The sequence below is a fragment of the Maribacter sp. MMG018 genome, assembly GCF_018100785.1.
Lineage (GTDB): Bacteria > Bacteroidota > Bacteroidia > Flavobacteriales > Flavobacteriaceae > Maribacter.
Genome location: NZ_JAGJEC010000002.1, coordinates 1287692 through 1312925 on the forward strand (window position 1 = coordinate 1287692; position 25234 = coordinate 1312925).

Here is a 25234-nt window from a genome sequence, read left to right on the forward strand (position 1 = left end):
GGTTTAATTACCTTGGTGGTCTTTCACCCTTGGTATCAGCAAAAGTTCCGTTTGCCTACCATTTACGTATCTAAAGCCGTCTTCACCATAAAAACCGGCCTCTTCCAGCATAATACGAATATCTCTTTTCCATTCTGGAATATTGATGGTAGTATTCAATTCTATGGCGTAAACGGTATTGGGGTTTAGCGGGTAGTTTTCCCCATCATCTTTCATTACACCGCCTTGCGAATCCCACATACCAATAGTAGTACCTGCAGAATGTCCGTACATTCCCAACGGATGCGTATATATTGCAGGCCTTAGTCCGGCCGCTTTTGCCTCTTTCAACGATTTTGCCAAAATTTCATTTCCCGTTCTACCCTTGATCATATTGGAAGTAAGAAAATCTTGTACCCTATTACCATCCTTAAGTCCGTTGACCAAAAAATCAGGAGCCGACCTTTCTTCTGGTCTTAACACGTAGGCCAATTCTTGACAGTCGGTATTAAGTCGCAAATAGGTAATACCGAAATCGCAATGTAACAGATCCCCCGGCAGAATGACCGTATCCTCTGGCCTTCCGGAAAAAGAATATAAATGCCCTACCAACTCTTCTTTAGAACGCTGAACGTCCACTGTAGGATGAAACCAGGTCTCTAAACCTAAATCTGTTACTTTTTGACGCATCCACCATTCAACATCGGATGTAGTGGTTACACCGGGAGTTATCACTTTTTCAGAAAAAGCCTCCGCAATGATATCGTGGGTAATATCCACCAACTGATTATAAATAACCATTTCGCGTGCTGTTCTGGTCTCTATCCACCGAACGGCCAATTGCTCTGCAGAAACAACCTTATTGCTATATTTTTTTGGAAGGTACCTCATAAACTCATCATAATCGGTCTTATCCAGGCCATCGGCTATATTATGGTCTTTAGAAAAGTTTAATCCTATTTTCTTCGGATTTCTTTCGGTTATCAATTGCATTAAGCGCTTCCATTGATCGGGCTCTTTCTCTTTATCCCAAGCAGATATAATATTCTTACCCACATTGTAACGGGCCACAGCCAGTTTTTCGATACTGTTCTTCTCTTTGTTTCTGTAAAAAAGCAAGATGGTTCTTCTACGGGCATTCAGCCATGTAGCGGGCAGCATAGTGCGTATTACCGGATCCTCGTTATATTCCCTTGAAATTACGACCCACATATCTATATCGGCCGCATCCATCAAATCTGGCAACAGATTATTAAAACGGTCATCCAATATCTCATCTACTACCGTCGCCCTTTCCCGTTCATCTAAAATATACTGGGCATTGACACTTAAACAAGACAACAAAACCAAAAGAAAAACCGCTTTTTTCATACACCTGAATATTTAATTTAAATAAGATTACTGCTTTTTAAGGTTTATCCAAAACCATTTGCAAACAATTTTTCCTTTGTACTTTCCCGTTTTTGGTTTTTGCAAACCTTCTTAGGGAATAAACTTCTTTTGGACGCTCGTATTTACCCAATTCTTTCATGGAAGAAAAATCGTAATTATGCGTCGCTTCGCCTTCAATGATCAAAACCAGTTTTTGACCCAAAACGGCATCGGGAACTCCCGTTACAAAAAAAGGCTTTTGAATATATAGTCCTAACTTTTTTTCTATAGTTTCCGGATGTAATTTGACCCCTCCAGAATTGATAACATTATCATACCTTCCCAACCACCTAAATTGCGTATCCGAAATAAGATCAACCACATCGTTCGTAACAATTGTTTCTTTCGAAACCTTTGGAGCCCGGATTACCAAACAACCTCTTTTGTCCTGTGATAGGCATATCTCTGGCAATGCTTGAAAAAATTCATTGACATTATCCTCTTTATAACGGTTCAGGCGCCTTACCGCTATGTGGGTAATGGTCTCGGTCATACCATAGGTTTCAAAAACACCTGTATTTATGTTATCTAGCCTTTTAATAAGTTCTTGCGAAACAGCCGCCCCACCAACGATAAGTGTTTTTATTGCTGATAATTTATTGATGGATTTTTCGACCTGAAGCGGGATCATGGCACAAAAATCAAAAGTCTTGTCCAATTTCCCTAAAGGGTCCGAACCGGGTGGTACCATATAAATATTAAGCCCTAGTACCATGGCCCTGACCAACATCATTTTTCCGGCTATATAATCGCACGGCAAACAAAGTAAAGCGGTATCACCCTGTTTAATTTTAAAATAAGCACCCGTAGCAAGAGCACTATTGACCATATGTTCTTTTAAGAGTGTTATTACTTTAGGTACTCCTGTAGAACCAGAAGTTTGCACATTAAGACGTTCACTACCGTCTATCCAATTTAAAAGAAAATCACCAATACTTTTTTGATACTCTTCACCTTCTTTGATAAAACTATAGGCTATTTCGGTTAAATCGCCCACAGAAACCTTTTTACCATCGATGCGAAATTCTGGGTGTACAGATGCAACAAACATGCTATTGATCGTTAACGCCATTTAAATAGGCCTCTTTTGACAAAACTTTTCCTGTTAACCTCTCTTTCCAATTAGTCCATTTATATTTTTTAGAAAAGAAAAATAGCAATAATGGAAAGACAACGAATACAGGAACCAAGACATCCCATCCTAGCACTGGGTCTGAAACATCGGTATAGAGAGAGTTTGTTTGAAAAGCCGTCCAATCGGCGGTTACCAATAAAGCGGCCGTTAAGTTATTGGCTGCGTGAAAGCCCAAAGCCAATTCCAGGCCTTCATCCATCAACGTGAGTATTCCAAGAAAAAAACCGGTACCCACATAAAAGATCAAGATACCATAGCCTAGTTTTTGAACCTCTGGATTAAAAATATGCATCATACCAAAAAGAACGGAAGTAAAAACCAGTGGAAACCATCTGTTTTTAGTCAAAATACCCAAGCCCTGCATCATATATCCCCTCATAAAATATTCTTCCATACTTGTTTGGATAGGAATCATAAGAATCGCTACCACTGCCAATGTTAGAAATGGCACCAGATTAAATTGAAAAACATAATCATCGGGAGATAGAAAAATATCTATAAAAATGAATATTATCGAGATAACGGCCCATAAAGAAAAGGAGAAGGCAATTCGACCCCAATCTACCTTTTTTCTGGAGGTGGTCAACGATCTTATGGATTGTTTGTGTACGAATTTCACATAAAGAAACAAAAAGACGAGTCCTATAGCGAAGGTCAACAACATAAAAAACAAAAAAGTATTGGAACCTAAAACTTCTGACATTGCCCCCATATCACCACTGGCCATAACCGACATGGCGTCACCTTTCATTATTAAGGCCACTAATAACGGGATGGCACCAAAAACCTGCCATGCACCAAAAACAATGAAGACACCCAGAACATACCTCCAACTATCACTTAAACCTTTGTACGCCTGCTCTATATACATAAACTATCTATTAAATTTTTATTCCACTCTTTAGAGCTATTGTAATACAGCCCCCCATTATTCACCTCTAAAGGGCTGTCAAAATTGTTCGTGAACAACGACCCCGTTCCCAGGCCCTGAGGCATCTTATTGCCAAGTGTGGCCGTCCATTGCGCTATGGCGTTTAAACCTATATTGCTTTCTAGGGCACTCGTAATCCACCATCCTGTACCATATTTTTCAGCCAAAGCTATCCACTCCCCACTTCCTTTAAAACCACCGACCAGACTAGGTTTTAAAATAATATACTGTGGTTTAATCGTTAGTAGCAATTCCTCCTTTTTAGTTACATCTACCACACCAATTAATTCCTCGTCCAAAGCAATAGGCAACGGCGTTTCTTCACATAATCGTTGCATTGCCGTCCAATTTCCTTGTTTTATGGGTTGTTCGATAGAATGTAAATCAAATTCCGCCAAAGCCTTTAATTTATCCAATGCCTCGTCATGCTTAAAGGCCCCATTGGCATCTACCCTTAATTCGATTTCACTTTTCGAAAACTCTTTTCTGATCGCTTCCAAAAGCTTTAGCTCATCGTTAAAATTAATGGCCCCTATTTTCATTTTTATACAAGAAAAGCCTTGATCGATCTTCTCCCTTATCTGAGACCTCATAAAATCGTAGCTCCCCATCCAAATAAGTCCGTTAATAGAAATTGGTTCTTTTGAGGTTAAAAAAGGGGAAGAAAAAAGCTGAAAAGGGTCTTGGGCACTTAAAGACAAAAATGCTTGTTCCAATCCAAATTGTATACTCGGAAAATCTCTTAATTGGGGAAGTAGGGCCTCTAACCCCAAATCAATATTCTTCACTACCCAATTACATTTTTCTTCGTAGCCGGGAACATCATCATAACTAAGCCCCCGAAAAAGACCACACTCACCTATTCCGAAACGATTGTTCTCCCTTAAAATAACAAACCATGTTTCCTTAGTCCTTAACACGCCTCTAGAGGTGCCACTGGGTCTTTTAAAATTGAGTAAGTACTTTTTAAAAGTTACATTCATAAAATAATTCAAATTTAGCTATATTTTGATACTCAATAAACAATTATGAAAAGTATAAAAGATAAAATAATCTGGATCACCGGAGCCTCTTCGGGCATCGGTGAAGAACTATCTTATCAATTAAATGAACAAGGATGCAAATTAATTATATCCGCAAGAAGGGAAAAAGAACTGAACAGGGTTAAAAACAATTGCACAACCCCTGAAAGTGTTTCGGTTCTTCCATTAGATCTTGGCAATTTTGAAGAGCTTGCGAGGATGCCGAAAAAAGCCGTTTCTTTCTATGGTAAAATAGATATTCTTATCAATAATGGGGGGATTAGCCAACGATCTCTCATTGCAGATACCAAATTTGAAGTTTACCAACAAATGATGAATATTAATTATCTGGGTACGATAAAGTTAACCATGCAAACATTGCCTTATTTCACAAAGCAAAAAAGCGGTCATTTTGTCACGGTTACCAGCCTAATGGGTAAATTTTCGTCGCCTTACCGTTCTGGATACTGTGGCGCCAAACATGCCCTTCACGGCTTCTTTGATTCCCTTAGAATGGAGCATGAAAAAGACGGTATAGATGTTACCCTTATCTGCCCCGGTTTTATTCAGACCAACATCGCAAAAAATGCCCTTACGGGTGACGGCAGTTTACAAAAAAAAGAAGACGATGCAACTAAAAACGGAATAACGGCACACCAATGTGCCAAAGAAATTATAAGAGCTTTTGAAAAGAAAAAATTCGAAGCATATATAGGCGGCAAAGAAAAATACGGCGTTTATTTAAAACGTTTTTTTCCAAAGCTACTTCATAAAACCGTTCTTAAAAGTAGCGTAAGATAACCTTATTTAAAATTGAACCAGAAACGCACACCCTCAGTGGTCCTGTCTGTGTTTAATGTGGTCTGCAATTGATTTGCCAATCTATTCATAAGCCTTATACCCATAGAGGAATTGGCTCTCTCCTCTGTATCCTCTGGCAGGCCTACACCGTTATCGGTATACTCGAAGAAGCCTTCTTGACCAGCTGTTTTTCTTAAATGAATATAAATTTTTCCATTCTCCTCATCATGTGGAAATGCGTATTTAAAAGAGTTGGAAACCAATTCATTAAGAATAAGCCCAAAGGGTATTGCCCTATCTATATCCAGCTCAACACCTTCGGCGTCTATGGTAATATTAATATTATGCCCTCCTTTTTTATAAACAGACTGTACACTATTGATCAAACTTTCTATATACCCCTGCATTTCTATAACCGACAGATCATCGTTCTGATACAATTTTTGATGGATCAGTGCCATGGCCTTTACCCTACTCTTTCCTTCCTCTAAAGCCACTATAGCAGCTTTACTTCTGGTATTTTTTGTTTGCAGACTCAATAAACTTGAAACCATCTGCAAATTATTTTTAACCCTGTGGTGAATCTCTTTTAACAACGAGTCTTTCTCTATGAGCGAATTCTCGATAAAATGTTTCTGCTCTGCGATCAAGCGTTGGTTCTTAATACTTTTTAAATATGCATATACCAACCCTGCAAAACCTAACAAGGTAAATATCAAAGAAATAAACACCAGACTGATCCTTTCATCCATCTCACTGATCTCGTTTCTAGATTTTTCAAGATCGGCTTTCTGTTCTTCCATCATTTTACGGGAATATTCCAAATCTTGGCTTAGAACGGACTCTAGTTGTTGACTTTTAATATTGGTTGCGTTTACATCGAGGGAATCTCGAATTCTATTATTACGTTTTAAGTACATAATAGCACTCTTGTAATCTCCGGTACGATCATAATAAGCGGCGTATAATCTGTTTTTCTTCAATACATTCTCTATTCGTATTGGTGTAAGGTCATCGCTTAAATAATCTGTTGCCTTATCAAAGTCGTTAAGCTGCAGGTAACACTCAGCTATTTCCAAAGTATTCTCTACTAGATCCGTAGAAAATTTTCCCGAGTTATATTTTTTTATTGTTTCAATGCTTTCCTCCAGGTAAGGAACAGCTTCCTCATATTCTTTCAACTGAACATGGCATTTACCAATATTACCCAATACCACCCCTTTTAGATAGTTGGCTTCGACGATCTCATTTTTGGTCTTTACCTTGATAACATCGCTAAAATAAACATCTATCAGTGCCTTTGCCTTGTTAAAATAACTTAAGGCCGTAGGTGTAGATTTATCGAGTCTTAAATAATTACCTATGTTGTTGTTATATATAGCCTGCCCCAAGAAATCACCTTCTTCGATATTCTTTTTTTCTTCGGTCATATAATCCGTCATCGCCTTTCTGTGCTGACCAAGGCTAGAATAAATATCATAAAAGGAAATATTGTTTGTTATGCCTATTTCACGTTTGTATCTTCTAACTTCAATTTGTTTGTCGTACAACTCAAGTTTAGCATAATTGGAATCCATTAAGTCAAGCACCAAAGTCTTGACCTTCATTTTAAAATCATCTATTCTATCATACAGTTCTTTGGCTATGGCCAAACTTTTTTCATAGTCCCCTAGATCATAATAAATTTGGGACTGCATTAACTGATAGTCTATAATGGACGTGGAGTCATTCTCTTTCTCTGCCGTATTTAGATAAATATTGACCGAATCCAACCAATCGTATGCAGGATTCAAAGTATATCGATTGCTATTTCCAAAGAAAAATTCGGAACGGGTTTTGGAGTCGGGTAAATTTTGAAATTCCTGAAAATGATTTTCGAGTAAGGAATCAACTTCCTGCCCCTGTATCTTCATAGAAGATATAAGGAAACAAATCACCCCCAAAACTATTAACCCTAAGTGCTTTTTCATATCATAACAAACACAGTAACAAACTTAATCGTTATACTTGGCTTAGTTAAATTTTTGTTGTGAACTGCATCAGCAACATTGCCTATAACAAATAAAATTGCGCGTAAGCTTTAAAATTGCATTCTTAAATACACGTGACCATCAAAATTATAACATGAAGCAGTATAGTATTAAAACTATTTGGCTAATGAATACCCCACAAACATGAGTTTATTTGGCAACCCTATGTTACATTACAGCAAAAATATTGCTTCGTATTTCTAATCAAAGCAATTTGTTGTGTAACCACTCTTTTTTGTTGTGAAGTGCAATGCAACAGAAAAAATACCCTTTTTATCGATTTTTTCGTGCATTTCGTCGATATTTCTGTCTTGTCGGAAATTCCCGACAAAACGAGGTATCATGAATTCATTGCAGAAATAATAAACTCCTTAAAGTCTTTGGATATCGGAATCAAAGTATCGTTGATCATGATATCCTTAGAGTTAATGGCGTCTATATGATCTACATTAACAATGTAAGACTTATGTGCCCTGTAGAACTTGTTCTTTGGAAGTTTTTCCAAATAATCTTTTAAGGGAGACCTTACCAAGAATTTCTTATCAACGGTATTTACCTCTAAATAAACGTTATCGGCTTTTATAAATTGAATATCACCAAACTGGATTCGGTAATACAAATGTTGTTTTTTAACAAAAATAGAATCTTTAAGAATAGAGTTGGACATAGGTCCGTCTTCGTTTACATCTCCATTGTTTGCCGATCCACCTGATTGTTTACCGTAGATAAAATTCGACAATGCAATCTCTATAGACGTGTACAGGTCTTGCTGTTCAAATGGTTTTACCAAATAGCCATTCGGTTTTACGGTTTTGGCATTTTCAACGGTAGCCCTATCGGAGTTCGAGGTCACAAAAATAAACGGGATGTCGTAGTTGTCCCTTATATGCTTTCCTAAATCAATTCCCGTTTTATCGGATGCCAATATAATATCTATCAACACAAGATCTACTTGCTGATTTTTTAGCACCTCAACGGCCTGTTCGTATACAATTACATTATCTACAATCTCATAACCAATCTCCTCTAACATGGATTGCATGTCATCGGCTATGATCACATTATCCTCAACAATAAGTATTTTAATAGGTTGTTCCAAAATAGTTAGCGGTTTAGTGGTTTAACGTCCAAAACTACAAAAAATTGTGATAACTAAAATAAAAGAGCAACGCCATAAAAAAGGTGCTTAATGCCAACTTTTTTAGTTCTGGATCCAGTAAAACCGGATCGTTTGTTCTTTTTACTTTTAGCAAATGTATAAAAACGGGTATAAAAGCGATTAAGCAAATAAAATTTTTCCAATTATCGTAGGTAAACGCAATGTACCCAAACATACAAATAAATGAGGATACCAAAATTACGTAATGATATTTCTTTCCTTTCTCAAAGCCCATTTTAACAACAAGGGTATTTTTACCCGACTGCTTATCCGATATATGATCTCTAAGATTGTTAAGGTTCAAAACCCCAACACTAAGCAGCCCTACACTAACCGCCGGTAATATAGAACCTATAGGAACTTCTTTTATAAAAAGAAACATACTTCCCAATACACTGACCAGGCCAAAAAACACAAATACGAATATATCTCCCAAACCATTATACCCATAAGCAGATTCACCCACAGTATATTTTATGGCGGCCCATATACTTAATCCCCCAAGAACTAAAAACAAGATGGCCCAAGGCAACTCATTATTATCGAATGAAAAATAAAGTAAGGCAAACACCAGTAACAGGTCTACCAATACATTAATGATTATACCTTTTTTTAAGGATTTACGGGAAAGAAGACCACTCTGCAAGGCTCTTTTAGGTCCAACTCTATTCTCATTATCGGTGCCCTTAACACCATCTCCATAATCATTGGCAAAGTTAGAGGTAATTTGAAATGCAACGGTCGTAAGAATTGCCAGCAAAAACACGGTATTGTTTATAGCACCGTAATACCCTGCCAATGCGGCCCCAACAATTATGCCCGATACGGATAAAGGTAATGTTCTGAGTCTGGCAGCGCTAACCCAAGCCTTTAATTTTAACACTATTAATAAGGGTCTTCTATTTGAATTCTTTTTCCTCCTTTATAAGAAGCCACAAACGCATCTTCAAAACCAATTTGAACCAATTGCTTTCTAAAAGACTGAGCTTCTTCTAAAGTTTCAAAATTACCCAAGGAATAAGAATAAAAAGGATTTGTCTTTACAAACAAGGTATTGGTAAGTGCTTCAGAAGCAAGAGTTACATTGTTATCCACAAAAGATTTGACTTGTACGGAATAGATTTTTTCTTTTTCCAAAAATTCTTTGGCCAAGTAAAATTCCTTTACCAAACTTAATTCTTCGTTCTGGGCCTTAAGATTATTTATTCTGGATTTAATGGCGTCTAAACTATCAATTGAAACCAACAAGGTATTATTCTGCTTATCGTAAGAGTTAGAGCTGCTCAAACCCGCCGTAAAAGAGGTTAAAGCCAACCCCCCAATTAAGAAAAAAGCAGTAATACCGGCAAAAATATTTCTTTGCAACTTACTTTTTTTCAGCTCTTTGTTCTTAAACTTGATCTGATCAAGAAGACGTTCGTTAATAATTTGAGCTTTATCTATGTCTTTATGCAACTCTAGTAAATCACTTTCTTCAATAAAGGGCATATAAAATATATTTTAGGCAATACTGTATGTTAAAGATAATTTAAAAAGGGGTTATAATTGTTATAACTACCCTTATTGTACACAAAAATAGGATTAACGACAAACATAACAAATAATATAGATCCTATTTGTTCAATAAAAATTTGAAAATCAAATATTTAAGAATTTTCTGACATTCAAAATTTATTCGTCGATCAGACTGACCCCATCATCTTCCAACTTAATTTTTCTTTCTTTGTATAGGGTACCAAGTCCTTTCTTAAAAGTTTTTTTACTCATCTGAAGCATATCCCTTATTTCATCGGGATCGGATTTATCGTGCAATGCCAAAAACCCCCCATTTTCTTTGATCACACTATAAATTTTGTTCGCTGCCGGTTCTAAGACCCTGCTTCCTAAAGGCTGTAGAGAAATATCTATTTTATTATCCTTTCTTATTTTCTTTACACAACCGGGAATAACGTCCCCTATATTTATCGTCTTGAACACTTCGTTAAAATAGACCAGTCCCTTATGTTTTTCGTTTACGATAACTTCCCATCCTAAATCTGTTTGCCTTGTCACCACCAGATCCACTTCGTCCCATTCTTTTATTTGAAGGTTCTCGTTACTCAAAAACTTATCCAATTTATTGGAGGCTACCAATCTTCCCGACTTTTGATCAAGGTAACAGTGCACCACGTACCATTGGCCTTGCTTCATTTTATTGCGCTGCTCCCTAAAAGGAACCAAAAGGTGCTTCTCAAGGCCCCAATCCATAAACGCTCCATATTCATTTACTTCCGCCACTTGTAAAAGACGAAATTCACCTATCATAATATCTGGATCAATAGTGGTGGCTATTGGTCTTTCATCGTAATCCAAATAACAGAACACCTCTATTTTCTCCCCTATTTCATAGGTTGTAGGCACGTACTTGTTTGGCAATAAAATATCATTGCCTTCTTCGTCTCCTAAAAAAAGACCTACGCTGGTATCTCTTAGTATGGTTAAATTATTTTTTTTTCCTATCTCTATCATGCTACAAAATTACATTATTATAACGGGAGTGCAATTCTTATAAATTCAAATAAAAAAAGCCGCTTCAAAAGAAGCGGCCGATAAAAACTTTTAGAATATCCCTCTTAATAGATGGAAGCTTTGTTGAAATGCTTGCACAACATATAGTAAACTACCGCTCTGTGCTTGTTCTTGTTAGAAGAACCATATTTATCCATAACGCTTTTTATAGCATCCATTAATTCAGGACCATCTTTAAGGCCTAATTTTTTAATAAGATAATTGTTCTTAACAGTTTCCAACTCTTTTTCATCTCCTCCGGACACTTTAGAAGCGTCAAGGTTATATATAGAAGGGCCTAAACCTATTGTTACCTTTGTTAGCAAATCCATATCTGCGCTTTCACCAAACTTGTCTTTGATATCCGCTGCATATTTCTCGATTAAATCATCTCTTTTACTCATAATTATTAGTGTCTTTTTAAATAAATAGTTAATATGTCATCTAAGATATGAAATGAAAATAATCCGTCAAAATTTTATTGTTTATAAGTCGCGGTGTTTGTATCTCTAAAAGTTTTGGCCTGGTCGAGGCTTTATAAAAAACCGACAGTTCTTTTAATAGCGAATCCTCATCGGACGACACCGAGTATGCTATATTGTACATATCGCAGAGCGATGATGCATTAAGATCATGTTTGGTCTCAAAAAACCGCTCAAAATTGTCGGTATCCTCTTTACCGGGCAAGATTCTAAAAATACCTCCACCATTATTATTGATCAAGATTATCCTAAAATCATTTCTTATATAGTTGTTCCACAAGGCATTGCTATCATAGAAAAAACTAAGATCCCCAGTAATTAACAAGGTAGGACTTTGTTGATGTACCGCAGCACCGATAGCCGTAGATGTACTACCATCTATACCACTTGTACCCCTATTGCAAAAAACTTTTAGTGAAGGATCGAGGTCAAAGAGCTGTGTATATCTAATGGTTGAACTATTCGCCAAATGCAATTGGTAATTTGTCGGTATTTTTTTTAGGATACGATCAAAAACCAAAAAATCGGAAAATGGAATTTTATTTAAATACGATTTCCTTTTCGCTTCATAGTTCTTTTTCACCTTGTCCCAAAAGGAGAAATAATCTGAATTCGTTGCCTTACCATCTGGGTATAACAAGGGTAAAAAAGTATTCGGAGGTACATTGAAATGCTTTTCCAAACAAAAAAAGGTATTATTGGCCCTTGTATTTCCAACATGCCAATGATGTTCTGGAGCGTAATCCCTTAGAAAGGCCTTTATCTTTTTAGATACGATCAAGCCTCCCATCGTCACTAAAATATCTGGTTGCAAGTTTTTAAAGTATGCTTCCCTATCCTTTTTTAGTTCAATAGGAGCCAAAATAGAATCTATACTATTAAAAAAGTTAGGATGGTGAAGATTGGAGGTCGTTTCTGTAAATACCAGAACAGATGGATCGTTGGCCAGTTTTTTCAGCATTTCCGATTCGATCATATTGGGAGCTTTGCCCCCTACAAGCACCATTTTCTTCTTAGCTTGTTGCCATTGTTTTAAAAGGTCTTTCGATATCACCTTCTCTACTTTTGCTTTCTGCACCGGCTCTATATGCGGAATCAAACCTGTACCTTCCTGCACATTGTACAATGGTTCTTCTAACGGAACATTGATATGGACCGGAAGTTTTTTTTGTATGGCACTGTTAATTACCCTGTTCAGTTGCTTATCGTTATAGGCCTGTACTTCTTGTTGCAAGGTGTCTAGGTCTTTATACCGAAGCAACGCTGGATCATACTTGTTTATAGTACTTGTAGCGTGGCTTACATCTTGTTTTAAATTGGCAGCGTCACCTATATGATTTTTAAAAACATCATCTTGTCGGATGGTCTGGCCATCACCAATGTCTATTTTATACGATGGCCTATCTGCAGATATAACCACCAAGGGGACTTCACTATAATAAGCTTCCGCTACGGCAGGGTAATAATTTAACAGTGCACTGCCCGAGGTACAAACTACCGCCACTGGCTCCTTTAACTGTCTGGCCATACCCAAGGCAAAAAAAGCGGCACAACGCTCATCTACGATACTAAAACAATTGAAATATGGGTGCTCGGTAAAAGATATGGTCAAGGGAGCGTTCCTAGATCCAGGAGAAATAACAATGTTGCTTAATCCTTTGGCCTTACAATGCTCTATTAGACTCTGAGCTGTGGGTATTGTTGAGTATTTCATTGTATACAAAAATACGACCTATGAACCTCTTTACCCAAAAGAGGAAGTATTAAGTCATAACCGCCTTCAGCATTGTCAAGCTTTTATTCTCTGTCTCTTCCCACTCGTTTTCCGCATCCGAATCAAAGGTAATACCACCGCCCACGTACACTATTGCCTTGTTATCAACTATTTGCATACATCTTAAGTTTACATAAAGCTCTGAACAGGTTGTTATAGATCTATAGGCACTGTTTTCTTTATTGCGGTTATTGGTGTTTCGCGATCGTTCATTTTTAAAATTAAGCTCTCCCAAGAACCCGGTATAATAAGACCTTGTATAGCTTTCGTTCTGTAGAATAAACTCTTTTGCTTCTGCTTTCGGAAATCCACATACGGCCGGTGTTGGATGCAGTGCCGTTATCAATTCCCCTATTTTATTTCTCTCGTACTCTCCAGAAATTTTGGTTCTTAGGTGCCACAGATGTCCGGCTCTAACGGTTTCCAACTCGCCGACTTCCATTTTTAGGCTTTTTTCTTTTAGTACACTTTCTATAAACTCTGTGACCAATCGCTGTTCATGTAGTTCTTTCTCTTCCCAAATAGGCTTATTATCTATTCCGTTTATCAACTTTGTTCCTGCCAACGACATGGTAGTAAAAGCGGTTCCCCTGGTTTTTAGCAAAATTTCAGGTGTTGCTCCCAACCAAGTACCGATTCTAGGATGGTACCACACATAGCACAATGCATTTTCGTAGAGCTGAACGAGTTCTTTAAAAATAGCTATGGCCGATTTTATAATGGATACTTCTTTTTTTCTTGACAAGACCACCTTTCTATACTCACCGGATTCAATGCCCGCTACCGCCCTTTTCACCATATTTTTGTATTCCGATTTCTCTATTCCATCTATCGGATTCGAAAAGCTTACATGATCTTTCGAGGTCTCTTTTAAGGCAAGGGGCTCGGTCACATAATTATCAGGATAAAGCAATATAGACGGGGCTTTATCATCAAAAGGGGCAAATACGAAACCACTTTCCTTAAAGTCTTTTATGGTGTGGATTTTGTCGTCGTTCTGAAAAAGACCGTTTAATACCGCTGTCTTTGGTTTTCTGTACAAAACAAATGGCAGTTGCTCCCTTAAATGTCTTTCTGCTTGCTTAAAAATAGTTGGCACTATCTTATTTTTTAGGTAATGCAATCGTAGTCAACTTACAAACCGAGATCAGCTGCTGCTCTTCATTGGTAATTTTAATATCCCATACTTGGGTCGTTCTTCCTTTATGGATAAAAGTGGCCTTTGCAAATACAAATCCCTCTTTGATACTTTTTACATGATTCGCAGAAATTTCTATTCCCCTTACAAAATACTCCTCGGCATTTAAGAATATATAAGAGGCCATACTGCCCACACTCTCGGCCAAAGCTACCATTGCCCCACCATGTAATACCCCATCGGGTTGATGCACCTTGGGCGTTACGGGCATTTTAGCGATCAGAAAATCTTCTCCAACGTCCACATATTCAATCTCCAAAGTTTCCATCATCGTGTTCTTCGAAGAGTTATTACAGACCCGAAGAATCTTATCTTTGTACTCGCTCATATTTTTTTATGTAAAATTAAGGAATAGAATATCAAAAAACATTAATAGAACAGATAGATTTACTATGAACATTTCGGTAAAACAGGTTGGTTACCACCATACAAATTCTTATGAAACCCTAAATAAAATAGGCCCGAACACCAAAAATGTTTGGCTAGTGTTTCATGGTATAGGATTTCTTAGTAAATTTTTTCTCAGGTATTTTGATGAACTAAAGCCCGATGAAAATTACATAATTGCACCACAGGCACCATCTAAATATTACCTCAACAACAAATATCGGCATGTGGGTGCCAGTTGGTTGACCAAGGTAGATACCCAACAAGAAATGGCCAATGTTATGGCGTATATAAATGCCGTATTAAAAAACGAAAACATACCTGCAGATTGTAATTTGATCGTACTTGGGTTTTCTCAAGGCGTTTCTATTGCGACTAGGTTCGTTGCTAAAAATAATATGGTCTGTAAAAAGTTAATTCTTTATGCCGGGGCCATCCCCAACGAACTTACAAAAGAGGATTTTCAGCACTTAATAACCCATAATACGGAGATTGTAACGGTTGTCGGAACCGAAGACGAATATATAAACTCTGAAAGGCTAAAGACCGAATCGTTAAAAATAGATTCACTTTTTCAAGGTAGCGCAAAACAAATTACCTTTGAAGGAGGCCATGAGATAAAAAAGGAAATAATCAACTCTTTTGCAGACTGATATGGATATTGTTTTAGAAAATGAAAGAGTTAAACTAACACCTTTAACACTTAAGAACTACCATTTACTATTGTCGATCGCTGCTCAAAAAGATCTGGTACAATTTTCCCCTTCCGATATCGAAACCCCACAAGCATTAAAAAATTATGTGGCCATTGCATTAGAGCAAAAAGAACAAGGCTCCGGTATCCCTTTTATCATTTATGACAAGAAAAAAGAGGAATACGCCGGTAGTACCCGATACATGAACATTCATCGGAAAAACAAAGTGGCCCATATCGGTTCTACTTGGATCGGCCATCAATTTCACGGAACGGGTTTAAACACCCATATGAAATTTTTAATGCTGGACTATGCCTTTAACCAGTTAAATTTTGAAAAAATAGAATTCAGGGTCGATGAAAGAAATGTCAAGTCTAGAAAAGCGGTCGAAAAACTGGGCTGTACCCTCGAAGGTATTTTACGAAAAGATGTGTACCTGTTAAACGGGTTTAAAAGGAACACTTGCTGTTATGGTCTATTAAAAGAAGAATGGCAAACAATTAAAAAAACGGATTTTGAAGGTTACTCCTCCTCTTTTTTCTCCGACTCCGCTTTATAATAAGTAATTTTTCTAGTGGTGTAGGCGTTATCGGGTTTTATGATTTTTTTGATCCAATTACCACCCTCTTCCCCATCGAACTGATATATATATTCTTTCTTTTCTGTTGAATTTCCGTCTGCTATGATTTCAGATTCCAACATCCCGTTTTTATCATAATTATAGGTGGTACGTACGGTGGGCACAAATTTTTTCTCTGTTACGTTATAATCAAATTCCTGTCGCTCTAAAAGCAGTTCGTTGACATCAAAAACCTCTTCAATGGCCTTATTTGGCTCTCCTTTCAAAAATTCTTTAGTTAAAACTATTTTTTGAACGGCACCGTTCTTTTTTCGGTTCGACGTTCTGATAGATTTTAACGGGACCTCGTTCAACAAATACGTAACCGTATACTCCCCCTTATATTTTTTATACTCTACCAAGGTTTCATCGGTACCTTCATTATTGGTCCTGATCATTCTTACCAGGTCCCCCTTATCGTCATAATGGTAGATGTAATTATCTAGAAACTCCTTATCATAGGAGATTATTTTTTCAATTACTTTTCGATTAGAAGTAGTGTCCAATTCAAAAAAATGGGCAATGGAAGTACTGGGATCAAACTTATTGTCCCTGTAGGTTTCGGACCTTTTCTCCAACAACTCCCCGTTCGCATATTTATATAGCACCACATCATAATCAGAATCACTATATCTGGTAACCGATTTGGTCAATAACCCTTTTTTGTTAAAATTATATTCCTCTTTACCATATTTAGTACTTACCAAACAAGTTTTAACACTGTCCTTAAGGTCAAAATCTTTTACGGTAAAAACCTTCACCTCTTGAGCATAGCAACAAAGAGAAGAAATGAACAATGTAAATAAAATGATGTTTAGGTAGTTTTTCGCCATATAACAAAATTACTCCAATTTCTTTCCTGTAGAAATTATAATTGTCTAAAAAATAATAAGGAGCAGTAAAACTGCTCCTTATATTATATCGAAATCGAAAAATGTTGTTCTTACTATTACTTCACTTCTTCGAAATCTACGTCTTCAACGTTATCACCTTCTTCGGTCGTACCTGATCCGCTAGCAGCATCTGCTCCAGGGGCGGCACCACCTTGTTGTGCTTCGGCCTGTGCTTTGTACATTTCTTCGGAAGCAACTTTCCAAGCTTCGTTTATTTTATCCAAAGCTGGTGTAATTACTGCCAAATCTTTTGATTCATACGCTTTTTTCAATTCGGCCAAAGCTTCTTCTATCGGTTTTTTCTTGTCATCCGATAACTTATCGCCAAATTCTGACAATTGTTTTTCAGTTTGAAAGATCATACCGTCGGCCTCGTTCAACTTATCTGCAGTTTCCTTGGCTTTTCTATCACTCTCGGCATTGGCTTCTGCCTCGGCTTTCATTTTCTTGATCTCTTCCTCTGTCAATCCAGATGAAGCTTCAATACGAATATCCTGTGATTTTCCTGTAGCCTTGTCGGTTGCAGATACCTTGATGATACCGTTGGCATCAATATCAAAAGTAACTTCAATTTGAGGTGTTCCTCTTGGTGCAGGTGGAATACCGTCTAAGTGGAACCTTCCTATTGTCTTGTTATCAGCGGCCATTGGTCTTTCTCCTTGCAACACATGAATTTCAACCGATGGTTGGTTATCTGCCGCCGTAGAGAATACTTGCGATTTTTTAGTAGGTATAGTGGTGTTCGCCTCGATCAACTTGGTCATTACACCTCCCATGGTTTCAATACCTAATGAAAGTGGTGTAACATCCAACAACAATACATCTTTAACGTCACCTGTTAACACACCTCCTTGAATTGCGGCACCGATAGCAACAACCTCATCGGGGTTCACACCTTTAGATGGTTTTTTGCCAAAGAATTTTTCAACCGCTTCCTGTACAGCAGGAATCCTTGTTGAACCACCCACTAAGATAATCTCATCGATATCGCTCTTAGATAATCCAGCAGACTTCAATGCACTCTCACAAGGAGCTATGGTTCTTTTTACCAAATCAGCTATCAACTGTTCAAATTTAGATCTGGTCAATGTTCTTACCAAGTGTTTTGGTCCAGAAGCGGTAGCCGTTACATATGGTAAGTTAATTTCTGTTTGTGCAGAAGAAGACAATTCTATTTTTGCTTTTTCGGCCGCTTCACGTAAACGTTGCAATGCCATAGGATCTTTTCTTAGATCCATATCTTCTTCAGTTTTAAACTCGTCCGCCAACCAATCAATTATTTTTTGGTCAACATCATCACCACCAAGGTGTGTATCACCATCGGTAGACAATACCTCAAAGACACCGTCGCCCAACTCTAGTATGGACACATCGTGCGTACCACCACCGAAGTCGAATACCACAATCTTTTGATCGGTATCTTTTTTATCAAGACCGTACGCCAAAGATGCGGCGGTAGGTTCATTGATAATACGTTCTACGGTCAAACCTGCGATTTCACCAGCTTCTTTTGTAGCTTGTCTTTGTGCATCGTTAAAATATGCCGGTACTGTAATAACGGCACGTGATACATCTTGCCCCAAATAATCCTCTGCGGTCTTCTTCATTTTTTGAAGAACCATGGCTGAAAGTTCCTGTGGGGTATACAAACGGCCTTCGATATCTACTCTTGGCGTATCGTTATCACCTTTTACAACTTTGTAAGGTACCCTTTCGGCTTCTTTACTGGATTCTGAATATTTGTTCCCCATAAACCTTTTTATGGAGTAAATGGTTTTATGAGGGTTGGTCACCGCCTGTCTTTTGGCCGGGTCTCCAACTTTGATCTCACCTCCATCAACAAAGGCAATAACCGACGGTGTGGTTCTTTTCCCTTCCGCATTTGGTATTACCACTGGCTCGTTACCTTCCATTACGGAAACACACGAGTTGGTAGTACCCAAATCTATTCCTATAATTTTACTCATTCTATATGTTTTAAAATATTAGTCTTTTATTTAAATCAAAATGTAAATGACAAACAATATGCCAAGGGACAAAAACTGACATGATGTCATTCACAGTACTCAAAATAAAGTTGGGCCAAATAGCCATATCCACTACAAAAGCATAAAAAAATAAGCAAGCTCAAACTAACTTTGTATTTTAGTAAACAGATTTTACATAAATGTCACAAAGAGAGAGCATCAGCATTTTTGATATGCTAAAAATTGGCGTAGGCCCCTCAAGTTCACATACTTTGGGGCCATGGCGCGCTGCCGAAAGATGGATATACGAGCTAAAAAAAGACAACATATTCGACGAGGTCGTACGAATAAAAGCCCATGTGTACGGTTCTTTGTCGTTAACGGGTAAAGGCCATGCTACGGATTATGCCATAATGTTAGGCCTTTTGGGGACAGACCCAGAATATGTTCCTATCGAAAATATCCATTCGATGGTAGAAAAGGTAAAAGAATCTAAATTATTGGATTTTGGCGGGACAAATTCAATTACGTTCGAACCGGATAATGATATTGTTTTTCACAAAAAGTTTCTCCCCTTTCATGCCAACGGGTTAAAGTTTGAAGCCTTATTGAATTCTGGAAAGAAAAAATCGAAAACATACTATTCCATCGGAGGTGGTTTTGTGGTGGTCGAAGAAAGAAAAAACGCAAAGAAAAAAGATGCCGCCTTCAATACCTTTCCTTTTCCCATACAGGATGGAAAAGAATTGCTAGAGTGCTGCTCAAAACATTCGAAACCGATATCGGAAATTGTTTTGGAGAACGAACGCTCGCTCAGAAGCGATGCCGAAATAGACTTTCAGATCAAACGTATTTGGAACACCATGTTAGAATGTATGTACATAGGCTGCCATACAGAAGGTAAACTTCCCGGAGGATTGGACGTTAAACGCAGGGCCTATGAAATGCATTTAAAACTAAAAGGCAATGTTCCGTACAACAATCCAGAAGAATGGTTGCAGAGTATACGGCAGACCGAGGTTAAATTTCGCCAAATATTGCAGTGGGTAAGTTGTTTTGCCTTAAGTGTCAACGAGGTCAACGCATCGTTGGGAAGGGTTGTTACGGCACCTACCAACGGAAGTGCCGGTGTAATACCTGCCGTACTTATGTACTATATGGTCATCGAAAACCATGCTGGAAATTTTGAACACATCAAACAATTTCTTTTAGTCGCGGGCGAAATAGGAAGTATCTTTAAAAAGGGAGCCACCATATCGGCCGCCATGGGCGGTTGCCAAGCCGAAATAGGCGTTTCTTCGGCCATGGCGGCCGGAGCGCTGACAGAGTTGTTGGGCGGTTCTCCAGAACAGGTACTCATGGCTGCGGAAATAGCCATGGAACATCACTTGGGCCTTACCTGCGACCCCATAGGAGGCCTAGTACAGGTGCCTTGCATAGAACGCAACTCTATGGGCGCCATAAAAGCTATCAATGCCGCCGAGCTAGCACTCGGCTCGGATCCCTCGGAGGCAAAGGTACCATTGGACAAGGTTGTACAGACCATGTGGGAAACCGCTAAGGACATGAGCTCTAAATACAAAGAAACATCCGAAGGAGGACTCGCCGTAGGTGTCTTCTTAAGTGATTGTTAAGCAACCACTTAAAAAAAACAAAACGGCCTATATAGAAACAAGTACCATGAAACAATGAAAAACCTTATATCGGAACGTATTGCGGATTTTCTAAAAAACTATCCTCCCTTTAATTTAATGGACGACAAATTATTGGACACCCTGTCGCAAGAAGTCTCCATAGTCTATAAAGAAAAGAACAGTGTTGTTTTTTCTATGGACGAAAATCCCCACCCCAACTTTTATGTCGTTCATAAAGGAGCCATTGAACTGAGCAATACAAAAACCAATGTTATTGCCGATTTTTGTGATGAAGGAGATATTTTTGGTTTGCGGCCCCTTATTGCCAAAGAGAACTATAGATTGGAAGCCAAGGCATATGAGGAATCTATTCTGTATGCAATTCCTATAGCTTCTTTTAAACCTATTACAGATTCGAATCCGGATATCTCCAATTTCTTAACGGAAAGTTTTGCTTCCAACACAAGAAACCCCTACAATAAAAAAGCTAAGATAACCCCACAAGAATCACCCTATAATATCGACACCGGAAAAGATATTATACTAACCGATTTTCAACCTGTAAGATATTCGAAAAGAATTGTCTCCTGCGGGCCGCGATACTCGATACAAAAGGCGGCGCAACAAATGACAAAAAACCGTATCGGTTCTATTTTAATATGTGAAAAAGACCTCCCCATAGGCATTATTACCGACAAAGACCTAAGAAACAAGGTAGTTACCGGCAACCACTCAATTACCTCGAGCGTAAAGACCATAATGTCGTCCCCGGTAGTTACCTATCCTAAAAAAATGACCATTACCCAAGCACAAATGGCCATGATGAAAAATGACATAAGCCATTTGATACTTACCGAAGACGGCACCGTTAACACTCCTGCCGTAGGGATACTCTCTAAAAACGATGTAATGGTATCATTGGGCGACAACCCTGCGGTAATCGTAAAAGCCATTAAAAGAGCCCGAAAAATAAAGCAGATCAAAGAGCTTAGAAAAAGTATTATGGTTCTTTTAAAGGGATATTTGGAGCAGAATATACCTATGGCCCTAATTTCAAAGATAATTTCCGAATTAAACGACACCTGCATAAAACAGGTGATCCATATATCTTTACAAAAAATGAAAACCCCACCGCCCGTCAAATTTGCATGGTTGGCACTGGGGAGCCAAGGACGGGGCGAACAATTGTTGCACACAGACCAAGACAACGCATTGGTTTTTGATGATGTACCCGAAGACCTGTTGCCCGAAACGACCGATTATTTTTTAAACTTATCAAAAAAAGTTACCAAAGGACTTAATAAAATAGGTTACGAATACTGCCCTGCGGACATGATGGCAAGCAACCCTAAATGGTGCCTTAGCCTGAAAGAATGGAAAAACAAGATTTCTTATTGGATCATAAACCCCGGCCCCAATCAAGTTTTAATGTCGTCCATTTTTTTTGATTATAGTTTGGCCTATGGCGAAAGAAGTTTGCTGGACCAAATGTCCGACCATATATTTAAAAGTGTAAAAAAGTACCCTATTTTCTTGGTACATATTGCGAATGGGGCTCTTCAAAATCCCTCCCCTACAGGTTTTTTCAGACAGTTTCTTGTAGAACAAGATGGGCAGCACAAAGACTTTTTCGATTTAAAAAGCAGGGCCCTGAGACCCCTTATAGATGCCGCAAGGGTTCTCATATTATCACATTCCATTAAGGGTATCAGTAACACTTGGGAGCGTTACGAAAAACTGGCAGAACTAGAACCCAACAACCAAGATCTATATTTGGCGTGCTCGTACGCAACCAAAGCGTTGCTTAAATTTAGGACCAAACAGGGTATACTGCACAACGATTCTGGTAGGTATATAGAACTGGAAGCTTTGACAAAAGAAGAAAAAATGAAATTAAAAAGAACTTTTAAGGCCGTTAAGGAAATACAAGATGTGATATCTATACGGTTTAAAGTTTCCAATATTTTAGGCTGATGAGTTTTTTTTCCACATCTTCGAACCATCCCTCTTTTTGGCTTGACTATGCCAACCTTTTCAAACAAAAGAAAAGCAAGAATTTTGAGGAACTTGTTTTTGTTGTGCTCGATACGGAAACAACCGGTTTTGATAAATTTCAAGACCGAATTCTCTCTATAGGGGCCCTAAAAATACAAAACAACATTATTCAGGTACATGAAGTTCTTGACATTTATATACGACAAGAAAAATTCAACAAAGAAACGGTTGCCGTACACGGCATATTAAAAAACAGCAAGCGAAAGCGTGTAGAAGAAACCGTGGCCATACAGCAATTTTTAGAGTATGTGGGCGATGCCATTATTGTGGCCCACCACGCTAGTTTCGATATAGGTATGATTAATATGGCCTTGAAGAGAATGGGACTCCCAAAACTTAAGAATATAGTTTTGGACACCGGCACCCTCTATAAGAAAACATTGATCAAATCATATTTGGTTCAGCCCCAGCAGCATTACACCTTAGATGATTTAGCGGATAAATTTGCCATATCAAAAAAAGACAGGCATACCGCGCTGGGAGATGCCTATATAACCGCTGTCGCCTTTTTAAAATTACTCACCAAAATAAAGGAGAAAAAAGAACTCACCCTTAAAAACCTCAGATAGCTAAGACGTTTTAAGGTACTTTAGAATATTATTTTCTATGCGTTCTAAAATATGGTCGGTGTCCGACTTTATAAAGTCTTCTCCAATAATATTCTCATAGAGCTCTATATATCTTTGCGAAACGGTTGCAATATATTCATCTGGCATTTCTGGTACGGTCTGTCCTTCCAATCCTTGAAAACCATTTGAAATCAACCACTGGCGTACAAATTCTTTCGACAACTGCTTTTGTGCCTCTCCCCTATCTTGTCTTTCTTGATAGCCATCGGCATAGAAATAACGTGATGAGTCCGGCGTGTGGATCTCATCTATCAAAACAATTTTACCCTCCTTTGTTTTTCCAAACTCGTATTTGGTATCCACCAAGATCAAACCTCTTTGAGCGGCAATCTCCGTTCCTCTTTTAAAAAGAGCTTTTGTGTATTCTTCCAATACGGCATAGTCGCTTTCAGAAACAATACCTCGTTTTAAGATTTCTTCTTTAGAAATATCCTCATCATGGTCTCCCATTTCCGCTTTTGTTGCCGGGGTAATAATGGGCTCTGGAAATTTGTCGTTTTCCTTCATCCCCTCCGGCATGGGCACACCACATAACATTCGCTTGCCCGCTTTGTACTCTCTGCCCGCATGTCCGCTCATATACCCCCTTATCACCATTTCTACCTTAAACGGCTCACAGGCATGGCCAATGGCTACGTTTGGGTCTGGGGTCGCGATCAACCAATTGGGTACTATATCGGCCGTAGCCTCCATCATTTTTGTCGCAATTTGATTCAAGATCTGTCCTTTATAGGGAATTCCCTTGGGCATGACCACATCAAAAGCGGAGAGCCTATCTGTAGCTATCATGATCAATATATCGTCTTCTATGGTATAAACCTCCCTTACTTTACCTTTGTAAACACTTTTCTGGCCCGGAAAGTTGAAATTGGTATCAAAAATGGTGTTGGACATTCTTTTAATTTTGGTGTTCTATTGTTTTATATGCGTCGATTACTTTTTTCACTAATTTATGGCGGATCACGTCTTTGTCATCCAAGTATATAACCTCGATACCTTCTACATTCTGAAGTATCAGCAAAGCCTCTTTTAAACCAGAAATGGTTCTTCTTGGCAAATCTATCTGACCAGGGTCTCCCGTAACCAAAAACTTGGCATTTCTTCCCATACGGGTAAGAAACATTTTCATTTGGGCATGTGTGGTATTTTGGGCCTCGTCCAGTATTACAAAGGCATTGTCCAAGGTTCTACCCCTCATAAAGGCCATTGGCGCAATCTGAATGGTTCCGTTCTCTATATAATGTGCCAACTTTTCGGTAGGGATCATATCTCTTAGGGCATCGTACAACGGTTGCATGTAGGGATCTAATTTTTCTTTAAGGTCACCTGGCAAAAAACCTAGGTTCTCCCCTGCTTCTACGGCCGGTCTTGTGAGAATTATTTTCCTTACCTGCTTTTCCTTTAATGCCTTGACCGCCAAAGCCACGCCCGTATAGGTTTTTCCGGTACCCGCAGGCCCTATGGCAAAAACCATATCGTTTTTTCTGGCCGCATCCACCAAACGCCTTTGGTTCGCCGTTTGCGCCTTTATAAGTCTACCGTTGACCCCATGTACCAAGGTATCACTACTTTTTTCTGAAGATTGGTACCCTCCCGAGGCGTCGCTTGTAAGAACCCGTTCAATGCTGTTTTCGTCCAACTTATTGTATTTAATGAAATGCTCCGTTAGCATATCAAAACGTTTATCGAACTCCTCTAACTGATCTTCGTCTCCGTAAGCCTTGATCTTATTACCACGAGCAACGATCTTAAGCTTGGGAAAATACTTTTTCAAAAGATTGATGTTCTCGTTTTGCTGTCCAAAAAATTCTCTCGGACTAACATCTGTAAGTTCTAAAATAATTTCGTTCAAATAGTGGGATTTTG

Annotated in this window: 23 protein-coding genes; 6 read left to right on the forward strand and 17 right to left on the reverse strand. The window is 38.4% G+C overall.

Annotation, left to right across the window (positions count from 1 at the left end):
• Nucleotides 1-3: 3 nt before the first annotated feature.
• From J8L85_RS13930 to J8L85_RS13945, 4 genes are read right to left on the reverse strand one after another with little or no spacing between them, the layout of a single operon-like run.
• On the reverse strand, nucleotides 4-1350 hold the full coding sequence (locus J8L85_RS13930; protein ID WP_211018137.1) for a M24 family metallopeptidase: 1347 nt from the start codon (nucleotides 1348-1350) through the stop codon (nucleotides 4-6).
• A gap of 37 nt (nucleotides 1351-1387) precedes the next feature.
• Nucleotides 1388-2461, reverse strand: a complete 1074-nt coding sequence (locus J8L85_RS13935) for an AMP-binding protein (protein WP_211018138.1) — start codon at nucleotides 2459-2461, stop codon at nucleotides 1388-1390.
• Nucleotide 2462: 1 nt separating this feature from the next.
• Complete coding sequence (locus tag J8L85_RS13940; RefSeq protein ID WP_211018139.1) at nucleotides 2463-3416, reverse strand: CPBP family intramembrane glutamic endopeptidase; 954 nt, start codon at nucleotides 3414-3416, stop codon at nucleotides 2463-2465.
• Nucleotides 3407-4459: an o-succinylbenzoate synthase gene (locus J8L85_RS13945; RefSeq protein WP_211018140.1), complete on the reverse strand. Its 1053-nt coding sequence runs from the start codon at nucleotides 4457-4459 to the stop codon at nucleotides 3407-3409. Before J8L85_RS13945 ends, J8L85_RS13940 begins: the two co-directional genes overlap by 10 nt.
• Before the next feature lie 45 nt (nucleotides 4460-4504).
• Between J8L85_RS13945 and J8L85_RS13950 the strand changes: the two genes are divergently transcribed.
• Nucleotides 4505-5299 carry an SDR family oxidoreductase gene (locus tag J8L85_RS13950; protein ID WP_211018142.1) on the forward strand — a complete coding sequence of 265 codons (795 nt, stop codon included), beginning with the start codon at nucleotides 4505-4507 and terminating at the stop codon, nucleotides 5297-5299.
• A 2-nt stretch (nucleotides 5300-5301) separates the two neighbouring features.
• Here J8L85_RS13950 and J8L85_RS13955 read toward each other — a convergent pair whose 3' ends face one another.
• The 9 genes from J8L85_RS13955 to J8L85_RS13995 form a co-directional block, all read right to left on the reverse strand.
• Nucleotides 5302-7212: a histidine kinase dimerization/phosphoacceptor domain -containing protein gene (locus J8L85_RS13955; protein WP_247656662.1), complete on the reverse strand. Its 1911-nt coding sequence runs from the start codon at nucleotides 7210-7212 to the stop codon at nucleotides 5302-5304.
• Nucleotides 7213-7669: 457 nt separating this feature from the next.
• The gene (locus J8L85_RS13960) at nucleotides 7670-8428 is read right to left on the reverse strand and encodes a response regulator (protein ID WP_211018146.1); all 759 of its coding nucleotides are present in this window, start codon (nucleotides 8426-8428) and stop codon (nucleotides 7670-7672) included.
• Between the two features lie 34 nt (nucleotides 8429-8462).
• Entirely contained in the window at nucleotides 8463-9371 is a 909-nt protein-coding gene (gene menA / locus J8L85_RS13965) for a 1,4-dihydroxy-2-naphthoate octaprenyltransferase (RefSeq protein WP_211018148.1), read from the reverse strand.
• A gap of 2 nt (nucleotides 9372-9373) precedes the next feature.
• Nucleotides 9374-9976: an SPOR domain-containing protein gene (locus J8L85_RS13970; RefSeq protein WP_211018149.1), complete on the reverse strand. Its 603-nt coding sequence runs from the start codon at nucleotides 9974-9976 to the stop codon at nucleotides 9374-9376.
• Nucleotides 9977-10159: 183 nt separating this feature from the next.
• Nucleotides 10160-10996, reverse strand: coding sequence for a S1-like domain-containing RNA-binding protein (locus J8L85_RS13975; protein ID WP_211018151.1), 837 nt, complete (start codon nucleotides 10994-10996; stop codon nucleotides 10160-10162).
• A gap of 104 nt (nucleotides 10997-11100) precedes the next feature.
• Nucleotides 11101-11439 (reverse strand): DUF2853 family protein, encoded by a 339-nt coding sequence (locus J8L85_RS13980; RefSeq protein WP_211018153.1) that lies wholly within the window; start codon nucleotides 11437-11439, stop codon nucleotides 11101-11103.
• Between the two features lie 40 nt (nucleotides 11440-11479).
• A complete protein-coding gene (locus J8L85_RS13985) occupies nucleotides 11480-13231 on the reverse strand; it encodes a 2-succinyl-5-enolpyruvyl-6-hydroxy-3-cyclohexene-1-carboxylate synthase (RefSeq protein ID WP_211018155.1) in 1752 nt (583 codons plus the stop codon).
• A 49-nt stretch (nucleotides 13232-13280) separates the two neighbouring features.
• On the reverse strand, nucleotides 13281-14390 hold the full coding sequence (locus tag J8L85_RS13990) for a chorismate-binding protein (RefSeq protein ID WP_348771758.1): 1110 nt from the start codon (nucleotides 14388-14390) through the stop codon (nucleotides 13281-13283).
• Between the two features lie 4 nt (nucleotides 14391-14394).
• Nucleotides 14395-14817: a hotdog fold thioesterase gene (locus J8L85_RS13995; protein ID WP_211018158.1), complete on the reverse strand. Its 423-nt coding sequence runs from the start codon at nucleotides 14815-14817 to the stop codon at nucleotides 14395-14397.
• Between the two features lie 64 nt (nucleotides 14818-14881).
• On the opposite strand from J8L85_RS13995, the gene J8L85_RS14000 reads away from it, so the two are divergent.
• Nucleotides 14882-15529 (forward strand): esterase, encoded by a 648-nt coding sequence (locus J8L85_RS14000; protein WP_211018160.1) that lies wholly within the window; start codon nucleotides 14882-14884, stop codon nucleotides 15527-15529.
• A gap of 1 nt (nucleotide 15530) precedes the next feature.
• Nucleotides 15531-16130 (forward strand): GNAT family protein, encoded by a 600-nt coding sequence (locus tag J8L85_RS14005; RefSeq protein WP_211018162.1) that lies wholly within the window; start codon nucleotides 15531-15533, stop codon nucleotides 16128-16130.
• Here the strand turns inward: J8L85_RS14005 and J8L85_RS14010 are convergent.
• Together J8L85_RS14010 and dnaK are read right to left on the reverse strand one after the other, a co-directional pair.
• Nucleotides 16094-17023 carry a hypothetical protein gene (locus J8L85_RS14010; protein ID WP_211018164.1) on the reverse strand — a complete coding sequence of 310 codons (930 nt, stop codon included), beginning with the start codon at nucleotides 17021-17023 and terminating at the stop codon, nucleotides 16094-16096. The genes J8L85_RS14005 and J8L85_RS14010 overlap by 37 nt on opposite strands.
• A gap of 116 nt (nucleotides 17024-17139) precedes the next feature.
• On the reverse strand, nucleotides 17140-19050 hold the full coding sequence (dnaK, locus tag J8L85_RS14015) for a molecular chaperone DnaK (protein WP_211018166.1): 1911 nt from the start codon (nucleotides 19048-19050) through the stop codon (nucleotides 17140-17142).
• 200 nt (nucleotides 19051-19250) lie between these two features.
• On the opposite strand from dnaK, the gene J8L85_RS14020 reads away from it, so the two are divergent.
• Genes J8L85_RS14020 through J8L85_RS14030 form a run of 3 tightly spaced genes read left to right on the forward strand, consistent with a single transcriptional unit; the run spans nucleotide 19251 to nucleotide 23308 of the window.
• Nucleotides 19251-20684 carry an L-serine ammonia-lyase gene (locus J8L85_RS14020; RefSeq protein ID WP_247656664.1) on the forward strand — a complete coding sequence of 478 codons (1434 nt, stop codon included), beginning with the start codon at nucleotides 19251-19253 and terminating at the stop codon, nucleotides 20682-20684.
• A 54-nt stretch (nucleotides 20685-20738) separates the two neighbouring features.
• The gene (locus J8L85_RS14025) at nucleotides 20739-22658 is read left to right on the forward strand and encodes a DUF294 nucleotidyltransferase-like domain-containing protein (RefSeq protein ID WP_211018168.1); all 1920 of its coding nucleotides are present in this window, start codon (nucleotides 20739-20741) and stop codon (nucleotides 22656-22658) included.
• Nucleotides 22658-23308 (forward strand): 3'-5' exonuclease, encoded by a 651-nt coding sequence (locus tag J8L85_RS14030; RefSeq protein ID WP_211018171.1) that lies wholly within the window; start codon nucleotides 22658-22660, stop codon nucleotides 23306-23308. Before J8L85_RS14025 ends, J8L85_RS14030 begins: the two co-directional genes overlap by 1 nt.
• On the opposite strand, the gene J8L85_RS14035 is transcribed toward J8L85_RS14030, so the two are convergent.
• Nucleotides 23309-24262, reverse strand: coding sequence for a phosphoribosylaminoimidazolesuccinocarboxamide synthase (locus J8L85_RS14035; RefSeq protein WP_211018173.1), 954 nt, complete (start codon nucleotides 24260-24262; stop codon nucleotides 23309-23311).
• A gap of 4 nt (nucleotides 24263-24266) precedes the next feature.
• Nucleotides 24267-25220 (reverse strand): PhoH family protein, encoded by a 954-nt coding sequence (locus tag J8L85_RS14040; RefSeq protein ID WP_047245711.1) that lies wholly within the window; start codon nucleotides 25218-25220, stop codon nucleotides 24267-24269.
• Nucleotides 25221-25234 lie beyond the last annotated feature (14 nt).